This is a genomic window from Capsulimonas sp., from assembly GCF_039929585.1.
In the GTDB taxonomy this organism is placed as follows: Bacteria; Armatimonadota; Armatimonadia; order Armatimonadales; family Capsulimonadaceae; genus Capsulimonas.
Window position 1 is genome coordinate 1 of the sequence record NZ_JBDSQY010000119.1, and the last position, 20,237, is coordinate 20,237.

16 protein-coding genes are annotated in these 20,237 nt (G+C 59.8%); 6 read left to right on the forward strand and 10 right to left on the reverse strand.

From position 1 onward, the window contains the following. Window positions 1-131 precede the first annotated feature (131 nt). Window positions 132-1,475, reverse strand: coding sequence for a glycoside hydrolase family 125 protein (locus ABIZ35_RS08265; protein WP_348219412.1), 1,344 nt, complete (start codon window positions 1,473-1,475; stop codon window positions 132-134). A 307-nt stretch (window positions 1,476-1,782) separates the two neighbouring features. Here ABIZ35_RS08265 and ABIZ35_RS08270 point away from each other — a divergent pair, with 307 nt between their 5' ends. Next, window positions 1,783-3,084 carry a hypothetical protein gene (locus ABIZ35_RS08270; protein ID WP_348219413.1) on the forward strand — a complete coding sequence of 434 codons (1,302 nt, stop codon included), beginning with the start codon at window positions 1,783-1,785 and terminating at the stop codon, window positions 3,082-3,084. A 355-nt stretch (window positions 3,085-3,439) separates the two neighbouring features. Beyond that, window positions 3,440-4,276: a hypothetical protein gene (locus tag ABIZ35_RS08275; protein WP_348219414.1), complete on the forward strand. Its 837-nt coding sequence runs from the start codon at window positions 3,440-3,442 to the stop codon at window positions 4,274-4,276. Here ABIZ35_RS08275 and ABIZ35_RS08280 read toward each other — a convergent pair. The 4 genes from ABIZ35_RS08280 to ABIZ35_RS08295 all read right to left on the reverse strand — a co-directional run bounded on the left by ABIZ35_RS08280 (window position 4,255) and on the right by ABIZ35_RS08295 (window position 8,303). Then, window positions 4,255-5,673: an SDR family oxidoreductase gene (locus ABIZ35_RS08280; protein WP_348219415.1), complete on the reverse strand. Its 1,419-nt coding sequence runs from the start codon at window positions 5,671-5,673 to the stop codon at window positions 4,255-4,257. The two genes, ABIZ35_RS08275 and ABIZ35_RS08280, sit on opposite strands and share 22 nt — an antisense overlap. A gap of 188 nt (window positions 5,674-5,861) precedes the next feature. Further along, a complete protein-coding gene (locus ABIZ35_RS08285) occupies window positions 5,862-7,019 on the reverse strand; it encodes a GntR family transcriptional regulator (RefSeq protein WP_348219416.1) in 1,158 nt (385 codons plus the stop codon). Window positions 7,020-7,157: 138 nt separating this feature from the next. Continuing rightward, window positions 7,158-7,532, reverse strand: coding sequence for an RNA-binding protein (locus ABIZ35_RS08290; protein ID WP_348219417.1), 375 nt, complete (start codon window positions 7,530-7,532; stop codon window positions 7,158-7,160). A 294-nt stretch (window positions 7,533-7,826) separates the two neighbouring features. Continuing rightward, window positions 7,827-8,303: a cupin domain-containing protein gene (locus ABIZ35_RS08295; RefSeq protein ID WP_348219418.1), complete on the reverse strand. Its 477-nt coding sequence runs from the start codon at window positions 8,301-8,303 to the stop codon at window positions 7,827-7,829. Between the two features lie 82 nt (window positions 8,304-8,385). On the opposite strand from ABIZ35_RS08295, the gene ABIZ35_RS08300 reads away from it, so the two are divergent. Together ABIZ35_RS08300 and ABIZ35_RS08305 are read left to right on the forward strand one after the other, a co-directional pair. Continuing rightward, on the forward strand, window positions 8,386-8,886 hold the full coding sequence (locus tag ABIZ35_RS08300; protein WP_348219419.1) for a MarR family winged helix-turn-helix transcriptional regulator: 501 nt from the start codon (window positions 8,386-8,388) through the stop codon (window positions 8,884-8,886). A gap of 43 nt (window positions 8,887-8,929) precedes the next feature. Next, window positions 8,930-9,853 carry an oxidoreductase gene (locus tag ABIZ35_RS08305; protein ID WP_348219420.1) on the forward strand — a complete coding sequence of 308 codons (924 nt, stop codon included), beginning with the start codon at window positions 8,930-8,932 and terminating at the stop codon, window positions 9,851-9,853. 20 nt (window positions 9,854-9,873) lie between these two features. Here the strand turns inward: ABIZ35_RS08305 and ABIZ35_RS08310 are convergent, their stop codons facing one another. After that, a complete protein-coding gene (locus ABIZ35_RS08310) occupies window positions 9,874-12,270 on the reverse strand; it encodes an EAL domain-containing protein (protein ID WP_348219421.1) in 2,397 nt (798 codons plus the stop codon). A gap of 168 nt (window positions 12,271-12,438) precedes the next feature. Continuing rightward, window positions 12,439-13,089 (reverse strand): hypothetical protein, encoded by a 651-nt coding sequence (locus tag ABIZ35_RS08315; RefSeq protein ID WP_348219422.1) that lies wholly within the window; start codon window positions 13,087-13,089, stop codon window positions 12,439-12,441. A 422-nt stretch (window positions 13,090-13,511) separates the two neighbouring features. Between ABIZ35_RS08315 and hisC the strand changes: the two genes are divergently transcribed. Further along, window positions 13,512-14,603, forward strand: a complete 1,092-nt coding sequence (gene hisC, locus ABIZ35_RS08320; protein WP_348219423.1) for a histidinol-phosphate transaminase — start codon at window positions 13,512-13,514, stop codon at window positions 14,601-14,603. A gap of 66 nt (window positions 14,604-14,669) precedes the next feature. Beyond that, window positions 14,670-15,692, forward strand: coding sequence for a 3-deoxy-7-phosphoheptulonate synthase (gene aroF / locus ABIZ35_RS08325; protein ID WP_348219424.1), 1,023 nt, complete (start codon window positions 14,670-14,672; stop codon window positions 15,690-15,692). 95 nt (window positions 15,693-15,787) lie between these two features. Here aroF and uxaC read toward each other — a convergent pair whose 3' ends face one another. The 3 genes from uxaC to ABIZ35_RS08340 all read right to left on the reverse strand — a co-directional run bounded on the left by uxaC (window position 15,788) and on the right by ABIZ35_RS08340 (window position 20,006). Further along, a complete protein-coding gene (gene uxaC / locus ABIZ35_RS08330) occupies window positions 15,788-17,209 on the reverse strand; it encodes a glucuronate isomerase (RefSeq protein ID WP_348219425.1) in 1,422 nt (473 codons plus the stop codon). A 5-nt stretch (window positions 17,210-17,214) separates the two neighbouring features. After that, window positions 17,215-18,471, reverse strand: coding sequence for a tagaturonate epimerase family protein (locus ABIZ35_RS08335; RefSeq protein ID WP_348219427.1), 1,257 nt, complete (start codon window positions 18,469-18,471; stop codon window positions 17,215-17,217). Between the two features lie 488 nt (window positions 18,472-18,959). After that, entirely contained in the window at window positions 18,960-20,006 is a 1,047-nt protein-coding gene (locus ABIZ35_RS08340) for a LacI family DNA-binding transcriptional regulator (RefSeq protein WP_348219426.1), read from the reverse strand. Window positions 20,007-20,237: the final 231 nt, after the last annotated feature.

The following is a 20,237-nucleotide window of genomic DNA, read 5'->3' on the forward strand; positions in this document are numbered from 1 at the left end:
TGGTGGATGCGTTAGAATGGAAGTGCATGTGGTTGATTTTCTTTGGTGTGGTTACCAAGAAGACTACCACATGCGCTCCTCAAACGCCATCCCCACTTGTTCATAATGACATGAGACTCGACAATTAGATATTAGAGGCTTGCCAGAAGCTCCGGATATTTGGCGTCGATCGACAGGATTAGCTCGCCGAACAGCGTGTTGGCCCAAGCGAACCAGCTGCGGGTGTAGTTGGCGGCGTCGTCTTTCCAGATCGATTCGTGCATGAACCACGTTCCAGCATGCGTGTCGCGCAGCGTGGTGAGACAGTGGCGAATCTCGTCTTCGGACTGCGAGGTCAAAGCCTGCATGATTAGCGCCATTGGCCAGATCGTGCCGCGTCCGGTGTGCGGGCTGCCGACGCCGCTGGCCGCCTGCCCGGTGGCGAAGTACGGGTTCGACGCGCTCAGCACGAATGCGCGCGTGCGCCGGTACAGCGGATCGTCCGGCGCGCAGTATCCCAGATAAGGAAGGCTGAGAAGACTGGGCACGTTGGCGTCGTCCATCAGATAATGGGAGCCAAACCCGTCGACTTCATACGCAATGATCTGACCGTGCTTCGGATGCTCGATAATCGCGTTCGCTTTGATCGCTTTATCGATCTCATTGGCCAGGGCCAGCGCGTCGGCGGCGTCCTCGGGCAGATTGCAGACCTGGCTCCAAATCTCCGCAAGCTGCCGAAGGCCGACCACGGCCATGGCGTTCGCAGGGACCAAAAACGGCAGCATGGCGGCGTCGTCCGACGGCCGGAAGGGCGATTTGCTCAGGCCGCAGCGATTTGCCGGCTGGCCAAAGCCGCCGCAGGCCAAGGTCTCGGTCGGGTTGGGCGAGTCGCGCTGGAAACGATAGTCGCCCTTTCCAATTTCATCCGACCCAGCCTGCTCGTGACGGATGGTCGCGACGATTTTACGCATGGCCTCGCTCCAGCGAGCGTCAAACGCGGAGGCGTCCTTGCTGACGGCATAATAACCGGCGGAAAGGCGAATAACGGCGCAAAGACTGTCCAGCTCATACTTGCGCTCGTGCAGGTCGGGAGTCATCTCCGTATGGTCGGACATCCAGTGGCCGGGCGTGATCGGCTCCCGGTTGAAGGCGTTGGCGTAAGCATCGATCAGCACGCAGCGCGCCTGCCGGTGGATGACGCCCTGGATCAGACGGCTCAGCGTGGGGTCCGCCGTGACAAACCGAAGATAGGGCCACACCTGATTTGTGGAGTCGCGCAGCCACATCGCGTCGATATCGCCAGTCACGACAAACGTGTCGGGGCGGCCTTCCTCATCGCTCGCGACGGTGACTGTGGTGTCGAGCGTATTCGGGAGACAGTTGACGAAAAGCGCGGCGATTGCGGGGTCGCTGATGCGGCCTCCGACTTCTTCGATCGCCGCCTCGATGGCCGGACTGGTGAAGCACCGCTGTGCGGGAGATGGACGTTTATTCATATACCGGGCTCGTTTCGATAGAATTTCCAAGAACAAAATATGCGGACCGCCCGGCGTTTTTTATACTCCGGAACGCCGGACCGCAGCAGGATCATTTTATCACAGAATGGTACGACAGTCAACTCGATATTGATACCAAATCCGGACCATCAAATTTGGCTCGCAATTCGTGGCTGTCTGGAGCAATGTGAGGGATCAAATGTCAGGACAAACATGGTATAAAGTTTACAGTGAAAATTGAAGCAGACGGACGCCGCGAGCGTCTTTGTGATTGTTAAGCAGTTTTTCGGCGGAGGTAATGTCACCCATGAAAACATCAGCCGGGTTCCTACTTCTCACAATCGCCGCAGTGGCGGCCGCCCAGCCGGCCCGCGCGGATCTCTCGATTGTACAGACGACCACCATCGACGCCCCCGGCGTCAAGAGCATGCTGTCCGAGATCCCGCAGGCAAGCCGCGCGCCGCTGCTGGGAATGATCAGTCCCATGCTGACCGGCGCGCCCTGGATCACCACGACTTATCTCAAAGGCCAGCGCATGCGCACGGACATGGGCCAAACCACGACGGTGATCAACGCCGACTCGGGAAACCAGTTTACATTGAACCGGCAGACGCAGGCGTATTCCGTCGGCCCGTACGATCCTTTCCAAAAAGCCGCCGGGACGATGACCTGTACGATCACGCCCACCGATCAGACCCAGTCGATGCTCGGACGCACCGTGCGGCGCTACGCCGTCGCCATGACCAGCTCGGTGCTTCCAAGCAGCGCGATCCAGGGAGAGATCTGGGCGGCGCCCGATCTGCCCACCCCGCCGGTTCCTGGGTTCACCGATGGAACCGCGGCGGCGATGCAGGCGGAGATGTCCAAGGTCAAAGGAATGCCGCTCGCTTACCGTCTGGTGTATCACAACACCCCGGCGGGAGACATCACCCTGACCTCCTACGCGACGCAGATCCGCGAAGACACCCTCGCGGCGTCTACCTTCACCATTCCATCCAGCTTCCACAAAGGAACGACGCGCACGGACACGGGCATGCCCTCGACAGGCTTCCCTCTCGGCGACGGCATGCCGCTCGACAGCATGACCGCCGTCACCGATGACGTCGCCACCGGAAAAGCCCTCCCCGGCTCGGGACAATCGCTCCAGTCCCGCAGCGGTTTGGGAGGCGCGAACCCGATGCAGGCGCTCAGCAGCCTGGGGGGATCGAACCCAATGCAGGCGCTGGGACTTGGCGTCGGAAATCCGATGCAGGCCCTTGGTCTGGGCGGCGGGACAAATAGCGCAGGCGCGCTCGGCGGCGTGTCCCCCGCAGCGCTCCAGCAGCTTGTTGCTGCGTTTAGCGGCTCTGGAGCCGGGACCGGACAAGGTTTGGTCGGCGGATCGGCCAGCGGCCTCAGTGGACTGAGCAGCCTTCTCGGTGGCGGCGCGAGCGGCGGTGAAAGCGGCCTCTCCGGCCTCCTGGGCGGCGCGGGAGGCGAAAGCGGCCTCAGCGCTCTGATGGGCGGCGGAAACGGATCGGGCGATCTGAGCAGCATGCTCCCCTCACCGCAGGCGCTCCAGCAGCTCACCTCGCAGATGCAATCCCTGCTCGACGAGAACGGCGACTAATTTCCTGCCCCCGTGCCCAGATATGAAATCCGGGCACGTTCGCGTATCCCCGGATATGAAATCCGGGTCTGGGAAGTCGCTTCGCGACTAATTGTCCGTGCCGGACAAACAAACGATGGACCATCGACAACCTATAATTTGTCCGTCCGGCACGGACGGTTAGCCGAAGGCTTCCCAGACCCGGTTTTCATAACCGGGGATACGCGAACAGAACCGGTTTTTATATCTGGGCTTTTCCATGTGTACTCCCCTCTCAAATACTTTACTCTGATAAAAATCGCGGTTGACGAAATCCACGGCGCGTGCTATTATTACTTTGTTTTACAAAGTACTCTGAACACACAGGAGAATATAGATGAGCATCGATCTGCCTCTCGCCGCCCAGGACGCCGCTGCCGTACTCGATCGTCACCACAATCCCACGGAAGATACGACAGCCGATCCCATGATCGACATCGAGCGCTGGCTTGCCCACTTTCGGGGAAATCAGGAGAACCGCACGGAGCCGGAATGGGAAGCGCCGATCACGATGTCCGCCGCCACGATCAAGCCGCTGCTGCGGTCGCTGGAGCAGTTCGAACTGGGAGACGGCGGCGGGCCGGACCGGCTGATCGCGCGAAATGCCGACAGTTTTCGATGCGGCACGGCGGCCCGCCAGGAACTGGTGGACATGTGGTTCGTGGAAGAGAAAGAGCACTCGCGCCTGCTCGGCGGATTGGTCCAGCGCTTTGGAGGCCACAGCATCCAGGGACACTGGAGCTTCTCGGCATTCTGTCTGTCGCGACGGATTTTGGGCGTGGGGTTCGAGTTGAGTATTCTGCTGGTGACGGAGATCGTCAGCACCGCCTATTATCGATTGCTCTGCCAGTATGGCGAGGACGCCGCGCTCAAAGGCGTCTGCCGCTTGATCCTGCGCGACGAAGCCGGCCACGTCGCGTTTCACCGTGACCGTCTGGCTCGGACCGGACGTCCGGGTGGCTATGGGCGTTTATGGGAGATCGGATTTCGAGCACTGGCGCTGGGCGCGGCGACGATGCTCTTCGTCAACCACGCGTCGGCTCTGCGTGCGATGGGTGCGTACCGATCGGATTTCTATCGGGAGGTCCGGCACGAGCTGTCGCTGTTCCTCCGCCGCCTCCGTTCGGAGACGGCGGGGTATCACGGCGAGCATCACCAGGGGCAGGGAGCGTAGTCTTTCAGGAAGACGCCGAAGAAGGGTTTCTTTTCGTCGTTGATTCCTTCGGCGACGGGATGGTAGATGCGCGCCATGCCGTCGGTGATGTCGAGCGGGGCGAAGAAGCCGCGCACGTCCTGGTTGCGCAGGCGCTTGGGCGTTGGGTTCTCGTCGGTCACCCAGCCGGTGTCCACGCTGGTCATGTAGATGCCGTCCTTGGCGTAGTCGTCGCCGGAGGTACGGGTCATCATGTTGAGCGCGGCCTTCGCCATGTTGGTGTGCGGATGGAAGACCGTCTTGTGACGCGAGAACTGGCCCTCGACCGCCGAGACGTTCACGATAAAGCGGCGCGACTGGGGCGAGCGCATCATCAGCGCCTTCAGGCGGCTGTTGAGCAGGAACGGCGCGACGGAGTTGACGAGCTGCACTTCAAGCATCTCGGGCGCGCCGACATCGTCCAGGCGCAGCAGCCAGCTGTTGACGTCACGCGAGTCCGCGCGCTCTTCGTTATCCTCCAATGCGTCCGTCGGCAGCACATCGGCGACCGGCGCCAGCGCCGCCATGCCGTTCGAAGCGATCCCAGGAATCACCGCCGGCAGCAGCACGGAGCTGTCCGAAATCGCGAGCGTCGAAGGCGCGCCCTGCACGACCAATCGGCGCGCTTCCGCAGAAACCGTTTCGCCCGGGTTCTGCTCCTGGCGCACGAGCTCTTGATAGAAGCCCTGCGGTCGGCGAATGGTCTGCGCCGCATTGTGGATCAAGATGTCCAGCGAAGATTCCGTGGCGATCAAATGCCGAGCGAACTCTTCCACAGCCGGGATATTGCGCAGATCCAGGCCGTAAAGATGGACACGATCCATCCAATCGCTCGAATCCGTTTCGGATTCGAGCCGCTTGGCGGCGGCGTGCGGGAAGCGGGTGACCACGATCACCTTGGCGCCGTCGCGCAGCAGCCGCAGCACCATCTGGTGCCCGATCTTCACACGGCCGCCGGTCACCAGCGCCGTTCGCCCCTTGAGGTCGGCGCTCAAATGCCGCATCTCATAGTTGTAAGCAGCGCATTTGGGACACAACAGGTGATAGAAGAAATGGACCTCGGTGTACTCCGACTTGCAGATGTAACACGTTTCCGGCTGATTGAGTGTACGGAAGCTGGGCGTGGGCGGCGCCGGCAGGGCGGCGACGGGTGGAGCATCGCGCTGGGTCTGCACCATCGCCGTGGTCGCCAGCAGCGCCCGGTCCTCACGCTCCTGGCGCGCCCGCTCGATCTGCGAATCGATACGCCGGCCTTCACGGTACACCTTGGAGACCAAACTGTTGAAGCGCTGGTCACGAGGGATCGTCCCTCGGGAACTCGCGATTCGCTGCAATACCTGGAGGCAAATCTCCATTTCTTCGGGCGGGATACTCGTCATCGGAAACCTCTAACCAAGGGCCGATACAATGATCGGCCCGCAAAAACACATACTTCGCCCTATAGTTTACCAGAAACCCGCCCCTCGGCGAATAAAGACGGGGAAAACCCGGTACTCTCGGACATAAAAACGGCGCCGTCCAATCTGGACGGCGCCGTTTGCGTATGAGCCAATTCACTTCGCAATTATCAGCCGATCGGCTTGCTGCTGGCGCGCTCGATCAGCTTCACGGGAAGCTCGACATGGAGCGGCGGCGCGGCGGAGTCTTCAATCCGGCGTAGGAACATTTTGCACGCCGCTTTGCCGATCTCCTCGAACGGCTGCGCCATCGTCGTAAGACCCACCCCGCTGGGCAAGGAACGGACAATGTTGTCGAAACCGATCAGCGAGACATCTTCAGGAACGCTGAGACCAAGCTCGACAAGACGCTTCTCCACGCGCATGGCTTCAACATCGTTGACGCAAAGCACCGCGGTGGGACGCTCATCGGCGGGAAGCCGGAACACGGTGTCGAACACGGACCATGTGCTCCGCTCGGAAAACGGCGCCGTCAGCACCATCTCGTAAGCGTCGGAGGCAAACTCTTCACGCAGGGCGCGCAGATATCCCTGGAGACGGTCGTGGACAGGATTGATGGACTCGCCCTTTGTGACATAAGCGATGCGTTTGTGGCCCTGCCGGATCAGATATTTGACGGCGTCGAACATCGCCTGGCGGTTTTCCGCGCCGACAAAGTCCGCCTCCACTCCAGGAACCATGCGGTCGATCAAAACCAGCGGCATTCGTCGCGAGACTTCCTGGATCAGCTCGCGGTTGCTTTCATAAGCATAGGCATAGAAGACGATCCCTCCGAAGCCGTGATCCAGCGCGTATCGCAGGTGTACGGCCTCGCTCTGGGCGTTCTCCTGCTCGGTGCCAACATCCTCGCCCAGGTCCAGAAACACGCCGTGGTAGCCTGCCTGTCCAAGGGCCTGGTTCATTCCCCAAAAGATACGCTGCTGCGACGACTCGGTAGCGCCGCCGCCGCCGTGCCACATCACCAGCGCGACAAGGCGCGAAGCGGGAAACTGGGTGCCGGCGGGAGTGTCGTCGACGGCGACGGGCGGGGTCTGCACGATAGGACGGCAGTTGGGACGGCGCAGGAGCAGCCCTTCCCGTTCCAGCTGGGCGATCGCCGCACGCACAACCCGGCGATGTACGCGCATGTCGTCGGTAAGCTCCCGCTCGGCGGGCAGCCATTCACCGGGCTGATAGAGGCCGGATCGGATGCGATCGCGTAAGGCTTCAGCCACTTTCGTCGGCAAATGAGTGGAGGTAGACGGTCGTTGCTGGAAATCTGATGCCATAGTCGTCACATTATGGCACAATTGGAATGCCGTTTCACCGTTCGGCCCCCTCAACGGACAATTATTTACAGCACAAAAAAACGGGCGTGCGATTGAAGGATCAATCGCACGCCCATTTTCTCGCATATCGCGTGGGGTTTAGTAGCGGCCGCCGCCGCCACCGCCGCCGTAGCCGCCACCACCGCCATAACCACCGCCACCACCGCTGCCGCCACGGCTGCCGCCGCCGCCACCACCGCGGCTGCCGCCGCCACCGCCTCCGCCTTCACGCGGGCGGGACTCGTTGACAACAAGGGCGCGACCGTCGACGTTGCGGCCGTTGATGGCTGCGATCGCCTGCTGGGCTTCGTCCTCGGTCGCCATCTCCACGAAGCCGAAGCCTCGGGATTCGCCCGTGTAGCGGTCGGTGACGACCTGGGCGCTGGTGACGTTGCCGACTTCGGCGAACACTTGGTTGAGATCCTGATCCTTGGTCTGATAGCTCAGGTTACCGACGTACAATTTTGTGGCCATGGGAGATGGCTCCTTTCGGAATAAACCCCTTTTTTACTCGGCAGTCCGGCGCCGTTGCTGAAATCAGGGGGCGCGACGGATAACCGAAGGGACCGAAGGATCAGAGAAGAGGCGTCAAACTGGAGGAAAAGAAGGTTGCGAGGGGAAACTCGTGTGGGATGTTATACCCGAGAATTTCGAAAATTGCATTTCTCGAAAAAAACTTTTTTACGATCTCTGGGGCGAGGCTCAAACACGCCCGGCCACGCCCTGCAAAGTCCCGCTCCAATATTGAGATCTTATCATTGCCAGATCTTATATTAGAAGCTCCAAGCCATGCCGGCGGCACATCTCGATCGCCTTCTCTGGAGTGAATTCTCCCGACCGCCCAAGCGCATCCGCGTCTTCAAAAAAGTGTTCGTGTCCGGCAGGCGTCGCCGTACCCACAAAGCGTCCCGTCGTTTCCCCGATGTTCTTGAACGTATGCGCCAGCCCACGCGGCAGATGAGCGATGTCGCCGGCCCGCGCCGTCACAACGGTCTCTCCCATCAGCACCTCAAAAGTTCCTTCGAGAATATAGAACGTTTCATCATCATGGGAGTGCACATGCGGCGGCGCTCCCGCGCCCGGCTCAACGATACATTCATATGAGCAGAACTGCCCCGCCGTATCTTCTCCCGTCAAAAGAACTTCGACGCGCACGCCGAAAACGTTCAATGTCTTTCCCTCCCCGGCGGACACGATCTTGGATCTGCGAGCCTGGGTCGGCTCCGTGGTCATTGTGGATGTCATGTGTGATCTCTTTCGCAGTCAATTTAGTAAATTTATCTGTCTATTATAGACAGGTTAACTGTCTATATGTCAAGATGTCTTTATGAATCGGCAAAAAAATATTTCTCGACCGGCGCCGCGCCGCAGTAAGAACATCACGGAGCAGCGTCAGACGTTCGGCGCGCTTCTGCGCGGACCCTATCAGATTTTAGCGGCGTCGGTCTACGGGCGCATGTCCGAGCTCAGCGACGGCGTGATCCGTCCCGCGCACGGCGTTGTCTTCCGGACGATTTCGCCAGACGGTTCCCGCGTAACCGAGATGGCCGATCAGGCGCAAATGACCAAACAAAGTATGGGCTATCTTGTCGAGTATCTTCATAGTCATGGATATCTCGAATACCAAGATGATCCTACGGATGGCCGTGCGAAGCTCGCACACCTGACGCCCCGCGGCGTCGCGGTGCAGGAGGCCGCTATGGAGAAGAGCGCCATTCTGGAAGAACGCGTCGCCAAGCTGATGGAGGACGGAGAAATGCCTGAGCTTCGCCGGCTTTTGGAAAAGCTCAACGCTCTCATCAAAGAGCAGGCGCATTCCTGGGATTAAATGACTGAGTAATCACACAGCTAAATCAAATCAGGAGAAACAGATGAAAGCGTGGACAGCCGGCGATATCCCGGCCCAATCAGGAAAAACGGTTATTGTGACGGGCGCAAACAGCGGGATCGGATGGGAGACGGCGCGAGAGCTGGCCCGCGCGGGAGCCGACGTCATTCTCACGGCCCGTTCTCAAGCGAAGGGTCAGGACGCTGTCGATCGGATTCGGCGAGAAATTCCGGGCGCGAACGTCCGAGCCAAAATCCTGGATCTGGCGAGCTTACGGTCCGTGCGGAACTTCGCCGACGAAATCCTCCAGGAGCCGAAACTGGATTTGCTGGTGAACAACGCCGGCGTCATGGCGATCCCGAAGCGCCAGGTCACGGAGGACGGCTTCGAGATGCAGATGGGAACGAACTTCTTAGGACCGTTCGCCCTCACCGGCCTGATCCTGCCGGCGCTGCTGCGCGCTCCGTCGCCGCGTGTGACGACGGTGTCGAGCGGAGCAGCCAATATGGGAATGAAAAAGATCAATTTCGACGATCTGCAATGGGAGCGCTCTTACTCCCCATGGACCGCCTACTGCCAGTCCAAGCTCGCCGACTTGCTGTTCACACGAGAATTAAGCCGTCGATATTCGACGAGTCGGTCAAAATTGCTGAGCAACGCCGCCCACCCCGGTTTCGCCATCACGAACTTACAGACAAGCGGACCGGGCAGACAGCCGAATATGCTGGAGAAAATCATGGCGGCGTTTTTGTCACAGGACGCCGCCCACGGCGCGCTGCCGACTTTGCGCGCGGCAGCGGCGACGGATGCGGCCCCGGGCGACTACTACGGTCCGGACCGAATGTTTGGGCTCAAGGGCGACCCAATCTCGATCGCATTGCCGAAACCGGCTCAGGATGATGCGGCGGCGTGGAAGCTATGGGAGGTTTCAGAGAAATTGACGGGAGTGGTTTTTCCGGCGCTGTAGGCGGCCGCTGCGCTGTCAGATTACGGAGACGCGGCGGCGGCGCGCTCGGAGAGCAGTTCGGCGAAGGCGATAGCGGTCAAGGGACGTGAGAAGAGATATCCCTGGCCGCGATCGGAGCCCATACGCCGCAGGGTCTCTTTTTGCTCCGCGGTCTCCACCCCTTCGCTGGTCACACACAGGTGGAGTGTCTTCGCGAGAGTAATGACAGCTTGAATGATCGCTTCCGCTTCCTCCTGTTCACCGATACGCTGAATAAAGGAGCGATCGATCTTCAGCGTGTCCACGGGAAAATTGGCGAGGTAGGACATGGACGAGTATCCGGTGCCGAAATCATCGACCGCCAGATGCACCCCCAGCGCTTTCAATTGATGCAGCTTCGCGGCGGTGTCGTCCGGGCTCAGCGCCATCAGGCTCTCAGTAATCTCCAGCTTCAGCTGCGCCGGCGGCAGGCCGCTGCGCTTCAGAACGCCCACGACATCATCCACAATGTCGTTCTGCTGGAACTGTCTCGTCGAAAGATTGACACCCATGACCATTGCGGCGCCTTCATTCGCGGTTTTGCTCCACTCGCGCGCCTGCCGGCACGCTTCCTCCAGAACCCACATTCCCAGCGGGATGATCAGTCCGGTTTCTTCGGCAATTGGGATAAACTTGGCGGGGGGAATCAGCCCGCGTGTCGGATGCTCCCAGCGGACAAGCGCTTCGGCCTCGCGGATACGTCCGGACTCCAGAGACACGATCGGCTGGTAATGGAGCCGAAGCTGCCCTTGGTCGATCACCTGTCGCAAGTCTCCTTCCAGCTCCAAACGCTCCGAGGCGCGGTCCGTCATACTCCGGTCGAACAGCACAACGGCCGCTTTCCCGGTAGACTTCGCCTGATACATGGCGATGTCCGCGTTACGGAGAAGCGTCCATGGGTCCGATCCACCTCGGGGACTGATGGTGACGCCGATGCTCGCGGTGATGAACAGCTCCCGGTCGCGCACCACGAACGGCGGGCGCAGCGCATCGGCGCAGCGGCTGGCGACGACAAGAGCTTCGCTTTCGCCGATGTCCTCAAGCAGGATCGCGAACTCATCGGCGCTCAGCCGTGCGACTGTGTCCTCGGGCCGGACACATGTTTGCAGTCGAGCGCCGATAACCTGAAGCAGCTTATCGCCGGCCTCATGCCCAAGGCTATCGTTGACGATCTTAAAGCTGTCGAGGTCGATACACAAGATGGCGTCATGCTTATCCTGGCGCTGGGCGCGGGCCTGGGAATGCTCCAGGCGGTCCAGAAACAGCGCGCGGTTCGGCAGCCCCGTCAGCACATCGTGGAAGGACTGATGGCGCAGCTGCTCCTCGAAAGCCTTGCGCTCGCTGATATCCCGATACGTCAGGATCAAGCCCTGAACGGCCGGATCGTCCAGCATATTGTTGAGAGTGATCTCCAGCGGACGCCAGGAACCGTCGTCATGCCGCACGCGATACTCCCCCGGCACGTTCACGCCCGGAGAACTGAGCGTTTGCTCTAAAAGCAGCTCCGCGCGGCGCTTGTCGTCTGGATGGACCCAGGAAAACGAACTGCCGCCAATAATCGCTTCCGGAGAATACCCCAGCACGGACTCCACCGCCGGACTGACATAGCTCGCCTTCCCTTGTTGGTCGAGAATGGCGAACACATCGGCGGAGTTGGTGACCAGCGCTCGAAAACGCTCCTCGCGCCGCAGAACCGCCATTTGCGCGGTCAGCCGCTCCGTCCCTTCGCGGCGCAGATCGTGGATCAGTTTGGTGATATAACGTGTCGCGCTCGCGGCGATGATTGCGCCGCCGACGAGGGACAAGACAAGCAGAGCGGCGACCCAGGCGCGGCAGCGACGGTCAACTTGCTCGATATTACGGACATACCACAAGCCGCGCCGATGGTTCCATTCCGCCATCCGGGCGGCAACATCCCGGATCTGCAAAAATTGCGCGCGCATCGGCCCGCTCAGCGCCTGATAAACACGCTGACGCTCAGCTGCAGTCTGGATCGTCTTAGGCCGCTCCCGCATTTGCAGATATTTCGTCCAAATGGCTTCCAGGCTTTGCAGATTGCTCCGGTCTACGGGATCGGTAGCGGAGCCTCGATAACGGACCAATGATCCGGCGGCGGCCGTTTTCGCGACAATCGCCGCATCCTGAAAAGTCTTTTTATCCTTGGGGGACGCCAGGATCTCTTCAAATTCCAGCGTGCGGACCCGACGCGCATTGACTTGAAAGTCGTTCAGGGCTTCGGCGCCGATCACGCTTTCGGCGAGCATGTCGCGCGCGGCGTGCGTAATCACAGCCATCTGAGCCAGCGAAATGCCGCCAACAAGAGCGGCCAGCGCCAGACAAAGACTAAATCCACCGATCAGTTTTGTCCCGGTTTCCCATTTCCAGTTTCGATAAAACATGATTTTTGCGGCGCCGCAGGCGAGATGGGCGAGTGACGGACCGCTTGATTATTCCGTGTTTCGAAGCAAGCGTCACAGAGAGATTTCGAAAACCTTGCTGAGCGACGCCGAAAAAAAGTCCGGACTGCTTCTGCAGCCCGGACTGATTTTTTGAAATTGACGCGAAACTTAGGATCGGCTTCCGACGCCCGGCGTAACACCGGCGCGCTTGCTTTGCCCACGTCCCAGACCACGTTTGAAGGGAGCGCGCTGAACGATCTCGCGGTAGTCCAGACCGGCTGCGGTCAGCGCCTGGTGCCAGGAGTCGAACCGGCGGCGAGCCGCCGTGATCAGCGTGATGTCTTCAGATTCCATGTTCTTGGCGTTCAGACCCGCGCCGTTCTTGTGGAACTCGCGGACCATGGCCAGCACACGCTCGTCATCCCACTCGCGGTAGCGGCGGATCTCGTCGTAGTTGAGACCGGAGCTTTCCAGCGCCTCACGCCAGGAACCGAAGTGGCTCTTCTTGGTGGCGGCGGCGGCGAGCTGCGGATCGACGTTCAAACAAACATTGCGCCAGGACAGGTCGACGCCCTGCGAATGCAGTTCCTGAATGCGGGCAATGATTCGCTCGCGGGTCCAGGACTTGTAGCGGCGGATCTGTTCGTAGTCCAGACCGGAGAAGTTGACGGCCGCTTCCCAGGTTCCAAAATAGCGAGTAGCGGCGCGCAGCAGCGACAGATTATTAGCAGCGACGCTGGAGTAGTTGAGATTCTCGCCAGACTCATACATGCTAATTATTTCCATGGCGATGGATTCTTTGCTCCATTTACGGTGCATTTGACGATTCTCCTGTTTAAAACAATTCTTCTTAATCACTGGCCACGGCGCCGGTTATCTTTGAAATACGCCGCACGAGGCCGTCACAAATCATGAGATGCGCCAATGAGATGCTGCGCTGCTTCGAGTAACAAACTTGACTGATCTCTCATCGGGGCTCTAACTATAGAGCTTCGATTCCAACTATACCCCTTATTTATGAAAACGTCAACGAATTTTATATAAATCTCCAAAGAAGATCTTTTTCGTTGTCGTTTTCTCATTATACGGCGCCTTTCGCCGAAATGTTCCGAATGCTAGACATGCTTTTTGATTTTTTTGCGCCGATTTTGGCGCCGCATACACCATCTGGCGCCGAATGGTCGTTCTTGCGGTCGTATGCCCGATTGTGCTAAAATAACGGGATCAAGGAAACGAATCTTATGAGCCTACCGATCTCCGAACATATTCTCGCCCTTCGCCCCTATCAGCCGGGCAAGCCGATCGACGAAGTTAAGCGGGAGCTGGGCCTCACCGATGTGGTCAAATTGGCGTCCAATGAAAACCCGCTCGGTCCCTCGCCTCTCGCGGCCGAAGCGATTGTCGCCTGCGCACGCGGCGTTTCGATCTACCCCGACGGCAACGCGCCCGCCCTCCGCGCGGCTGTTTCGGAACTGGTGGACATGCCGCCGGACACGCTTGTCTTCGGCAACGGCAGCGACGAGATCCTGCACCTGCTGACCATGACATTTTTGCAGCCGGGCGACGAGACAGTCCAGGCCGATCCGTCCTTCGCGATGTACGAGATCTATGCGGCTCAGGCAAACGCCAAAATCCATCGCGTCCCGCTGACGAACTATACGCACAACCTTGAGGCGATGGTCGACGCAATCACGCCTGGAACCCGGCTTGTCTTTATCGCCAATCCCAATAATCCGACAGGGACGCTCGTGACGCAATCCGAGGTCGATCGATTTATGGAGCGAGTCCCGCCGCATGTCCTGGTTGTGTTTGACCAGGCGTATGACGAGTATGTCGGCCATCCCGACAAGCCCGACATGCGTCCTTACATTCGCGACGACCGCAGCGTGATTATCCTGCGCACATTCTCCAAAGCCTATGGCCTCGCGGGCCTGCGCGTCGGCTACGGAATCGCGCCGCCGCGTATCGCCGAGCTGCTCAACCGCGTGCGATCCCCGTTCAATGTAAACCTGATCGGCCAGGCCGCAGCGGCGGCGGCCATCGGTGACCAGGACCATATTCAGCGCGCTGTGGCGCTTAACGTCGAGGGCCGCGATTACTACTACCGTGAGTTTCGGCGTCTGGGTTTGGAATTTATCCCCAGCGAAGCTAATTTCGTCATGGTCGACGTCCAGCGAAACAGCAAGGAAGTTTTTGAATCCTTGCAGCGCCTGGGAGTGATTGTCCGCGCCGGCGCCGGTTTGGGCCTTCCGAACCACATCCGCGTCACCGTCGGGACCATGCAGGAGAACGAACGATTTATTGCGGCGCTGACGGCAGTGCTGGAAAAATAAGACTTATATTAGCCCGGGCGACGGCGATGGGGCTGCGTCCAATACACACAGGAGATTTTTCGCACAATGATCGTGATAATGCAGGCCGACGCTTCCAAGGAGCAGATCGGCGAAGTTGAAGGCGCGCTTCAGGAATGGGGCTACGAGATCCATCCCATCTATGGGGTCGAGCGTACGGTGATTGCCGCTGTCGGCGCGCCGACGCAGGATGAGGCCCGCGTGGCCGAGCAGGTCGAATCCCTCCCTTCCGTCGAAAGAGCAGTGTTGATCTTGAAGCCGTACCGTTTCGCAAGCAAAGAATTCCGCCCTGAGAAGAGCCAGGTCAAAGTCGGCGACGTCGTCATTGGCGACAACAGCTTTGTCATGATGGCCGGCCCGTGCACCGTCGAGTCCGAAGAACAGCTCATGACCGCCGCCCGCGCCGTCAAGGCCGCCGGCGCGACCGTCCTACGCGGCGGCGCCTATAAGCCGAGCACCAGCCCCTACTCCTTCCAGGGCATGGGCGAGGAAGGTCTCAAGCTTCTAGCCCAGGCGCGCGCGGAGACCGGCCTTCCCGTCATCACCGAAGTCATGCACGTCGGCAACATCGATCTCGTCTGCGAGTACGCCGACATCCTCCAGATCGGCACTCGCAACATGCAGAACTACGATCTTCTGATCGAAATCGGCAAGGTGAAGAAGCCCGTCATGCTCAAGCGCGGCATGTCCGCCAAGATCGAAGAGTGGCTCCAGGCCGCCGAGTACATCATCAAGGGCGGCAACGACGCCGTGATGCTCTGCGAGCGCGGCGTGCGCACCTCCGAGACCTACACACGCAACACGCTGGACCTTTCGGCCGTCCTGGCCGTCCGCGAGCTCTCCCACCTGCCGGTCATCATCGATCCGTCGCAGGGCACCGGCCGTTCGTCCATGGTTCCGGCCATGTGCAAGGCCGCCGCCGCCGTCGGCGCGGACGGCGTTCTGGTGGAAGTGCATCCGAACCCGGAAAAAGCGCTGAAGGATGGCGCGCAAAGCATCACCATCCCCGCGTTCGAAAAGCTCATGCCCGAACTGCGCGCGGTGGTCGAAGCCGTCGGCCGGTATATGTAGTCGCCGCAAGACAAATAGAAGACAGAACAGCCCTCTCCACTCGCACGAGTGGAGAGCGCTGTTCTCTGTCAGATCGTATCAAACAATGGGTGCGTTTATGAGCGCGGCTCCTCAGAAATTTCTAGGCCCAGATACCGGCGAACATTGCCATAGCAGATGTTCTCAATCATCGGCCCAACCAATTCATCGTCGTCCGGGATCTCGCCGTTCTCGATATCGCGCCCGATAAGATTGCACAGCACCCGCCGGAAATATTCATGCCGAGGGTAGGACATGAACGAGCGGGAGTCCGTCAGCATTCCAATAAATCGCGACAGCAGACCGACACTTGATAGAGCGTTCAACTGCCATTCGATGCCTTCTTTGGTGTCCAAATACCACCACCCCGACCCGAACTGCATCTTGCCGGGAATGGAGCCGTCTTGGAAGTTGCCGATCATCGTTGCGAACGGATAATTGTCGACCGGATTGTTGTTGTAGAGGATCATCTTCGGCAGAGCGTCCTCCTGCTGAAGACGGTCCAGATACGCGCCAAGCGCTGCGGACTGCGGCCAGTCTCCGATCGAGTCGAAGCCTTTGTCTGGGCCTAGCCCCGTCGTTCCCCTTGTGCTGACATTGCGCAGCGCCCCAAGGTGTAATTGTTTGGTCCAGCCGCGCTGGGAGTCCAGACGCCCGAAAAACAGCATCATATGAGATGCGAACCGGGCATGGTCATCCGCGCCGGCAGTCTGCCCCGCGCGCACGCGGTCAAAGATCGCGGCGGCGTCGGCCTCGGAGGGGAAGTCGGCGTAACAGTACGCGAGGCCGTGGTCGGAAAGACGGCCTCCGAGGGAATGGAAGAACGCATGGCGCTGGTCCAGCGCGTCCAGAAATTCCGAAAGGCTCCCGATCGAAACGCCGCTGGCGGCTTCCAGCCGGCTTACCCAAGCATTGAATCCTTGGGAGTCGTTCACAGCCAGGGCTTTGTCGGGGCGGAATGCAGGAAAGACTTTCGTGGCGATCCCGGACTTCGCAAGAACCTGATGCGCGGCCAGATCGTCGGCGGGATCGTCAGTCGTGCAAAGCGCCGCGACTCGGAATTTGGCCAGAATGCCCTGGGTGGAAAATTCCGGCGTCGCGAGCAGCGCGTTCGCCTGCTCCCAGATCTTTGGAGCCGTCTTTTCATCGAGCAAGTCGTGGATGCCGAAATAGCGCTGAAGTTCGAGATGCGTCCAGTGATACAGCGGGTTACGCACCGTGTGCGGTACGGTCTTCGCCCAGGCCAGGAACTTATCGTAAGGATCGGCGCCGCCGGTGCAATACTTCTCCTCGACGCCGTTAGCGCGCATCGCCCGCCACTTGTAGTGATCGCCCTCCAGCCAGATCTCAAAGAGGTTGTTGAACCGGCGATCCGAGGCGATGTCTTCGGGCGGCAGGTGATTGTGGTAGTCCAGGATCGGCTGCGGCGCCGCGTACTGGTGGTACAGCCGGCGGGCGGTCTTGGTTTGCAGAAGAAAGTCGTCGTGGATGAAAGACATCGCTGTTACTCCTGCGTCAAAAACAGTGGCTTGAGATGACGCTCGTAAAGATTTTCGGTTACGTTGCGGGAAATTGCTGGTGCGCAGACATCGAGCATGTGAAGGAAGCGGTCGCCCATCCGCGCGGCGATCTTGTAGCCGACATGCAGCAGCTGGCGCATGTCCGGATTGAACTCCGTGGCGCCGGGGATATGGCGCACGGCTGCGGCAAACTTGTCCGCGCTCCAGGCGGCCACCGTGGCGGGCGTGGGCAGACGAGATGGGTCGATATCGATCACGGCCGCGTAAGGCGCGCAGAGCGCGTCGCGATCATCGTACGCCTGCGCGTAGATCTCCTTCGCAAGCGTTAGTCCCTCGCCTCCCGATTCGGCCAGTCCAATGATCTCTTCCAGCCACGTCGTCCCAGCAGTCTTCACATGCAGTCCCGCGCCGGATCGGGCTAGCGCTCTCTGGATCGGCGCATAGATCGAGAACTTATCGCTGCCGGAATGGACGCTGAGCTTGAGATTTGCCGGCAGCCCGAATTGTTTGACAGCGTAGGCGAGGACGGCGATGTCCTCCCCAAACTCCTTCTCGAACTGAGCGATGTCGCCGACGTAATCGACGCCTTTGTTAAACCGACCAGTGAATTTGGGCGCGATCGTCTGGACGGAAACGCCTTGGTCGGCAAGCGCCGCCAGAATGACGAGCAATTCGCCCGGCGTCTGCGGAGTGTCGGTCTCGTCCATCGAGACTTCCGTGATGAAGTTCCCCTCGCCCTTCGCGGCTTTGATGTGGCGATAAATCGCCCCGGCTTCCGCTGTGGCCCGCGCATACTTCCCGGCGATCCGCTCGAGATCGGACCGAAGCATGTCGAACGGCGCATCGACGCCGGGGATCGACAAGCGGCCCGTCAGCTCGGGATGGCGCTCCACGAACGCGGCGACTTCCCCGGGATCTGCGGGCTTGCCGATGGCGTCAGCCACATCGATCGTATAGAAATCACTCGTCGCAAGAAAGCCGTCGACCGTCTCCAATCGGATGTGATCGGCGTCAACGTGGTAAGGAAGCGTCCAGCCTTCCTCCCGAACGGCGGCGTCCGCGGCTACCCGAACGCTCGGCGGAGCGGATCCGATCGTTGTGTGTTCCCGGTAAGATTTATTCCAGATCGGGATAATCTCCACGCCCCGATCGGCGGCCATCCGGCAGGCGCGGAGCTGGGCCGCCGCCTGATGGGCAAAACGGTCCCCCACTCCAAACGAGTATTTCGCTAACTCCATTATGTACCTCAGCGTTTTCTTATCAGTTAGGACTTTCGCTTCTGCTTGCCCGGATCAACGCTGCCTAACCCCCCATCGAGCTAAAGCTCGATTTCCCCCTTCCCTGCAAGCTGCTCCGCAGTGGGAAGTGGGAGCTCGTAATTACTGGCGACATGGCTCTTGGCGCTAGGTTCAAGGAGCAGACTCCAAAACGCAGCATCTCTTCGTCGTCCGAGCCAAGAGCTATGTCGCTCTAAGTTATCAGCACCCACTTCCCACCGCGAAGCGGCTTGCAGGGAAGGGGGAAAACGAGCCTTAGCGAGTTGGGGGGTTAGGCAAGCCCGTATCGGATAATCGAAGCGAAAGTCCTATTAGTCCTATGACACCGGCTTTGCAGCATTCAGAATGCTTCTTCCAGTGATGCATAACCGTTTATGCAAGCAAGTATAGCATCACCCGACGGAAACGACAAGAGGGATGAAGTAAATCGCCGGCGATAATTTCTTTGCTTGTCATGTCGTTTCCCCGATGCGCAGGACGCCATGGAGGATGAGGCTTCGCGGCTGCCGGTCCGTCTCGTTCGTGGTATTGAGGCGATAGGTGAGCATTTCCAGTGCAGCCTCAATCATCTCCTCTCCGGGGGTAACGACAGTTGTCAGCGGCTTTTCCAAATATTGGCCTTCGTCAATGCCGTCGAATCCGACCACCGCGATATCCTGGGGAACGAGCAGGCCCGCGCGGCGCAGCCCGCTGAATAAACCGATGGCGACAAGGTCATTGTGGCAAACGACCGCATCCGGCCGATCGGTCGCGGCGCGGGCGGCGAGCTTGAGGCCGGTCATCAGTCCCGCTTCGCGCAGTCCCGCTTGCGTGATGGCGCTCATCGTGTTCGGCCGATCCAGAGGCTCCAGCGCAATCCGTTCCGGGACTTGCCCTGCCTCGGCGCATAGCCGGGCATACAGCGCATATCGGGAGTCTACCGGCTGGAGATCCTCCCAGGGGTAGAGATAAGCGATACGTCGGTAGCCGCGCTCCCGCAAGTGCTCCATCACCTGACTCACGCCCGAATCCCGGTTGATGGCGACGAAATCGCTTCCGTCGTCGCGCGGGTAGCCCAGATACACGGCGGGAACATCCTGCGTCCATTTCCCCAGGTAGTCGACGAGGCTTTGATCCGGCGTGACCCAGATCAGAATACCGTCCACGGGCCAGCCGCTAAGCTTCCCCTGCATGTCATAGGCGGCTCGCATCTGAAACGCCGAATCCGGAAGCACATCGTAGCCTGCCCGGAGCGCTCGCTCTTCGGCGATCTCCAGCAGGCTTAGGAAGAACGGGTTTCGCAGTCCCGGGATCATCAGGCCCAGGATATTGGTGCGCCCCTTCCCCAGCCCCTGAGCCAGCCGATTTGGGCGATACCCCAGCTCCTCCGCAACTCGCCGAATTCGCGCCTGAGTCTCTGGGGAAATACGAGCCTCAACAGAGCGGTTGTTCAGGACGCTGGAGACGGTGCCGCGAGCCACGCCCGCGCGTTCGGCGACTTCACGAAGGGAAACATGCATTGCGGAGCCTTTCGGTGCATTCACAGCGCCACCTACCGTTACGGTGTGCGGAAGCACAGATGCGTTAATATAGCAGACCCCGATTTTCCTGTCAAGAAATGGGACTCCGCCGCATCAGCCCGTCAAAAAACTCCCTTGACAGAAAAATAGGAGCGTAGTATTATGTTGCATAAGCGGTTCTGCAACATCTGAGGCGCTAAGATAGCCGGCGATTGAAATCGCGCCTAGAAA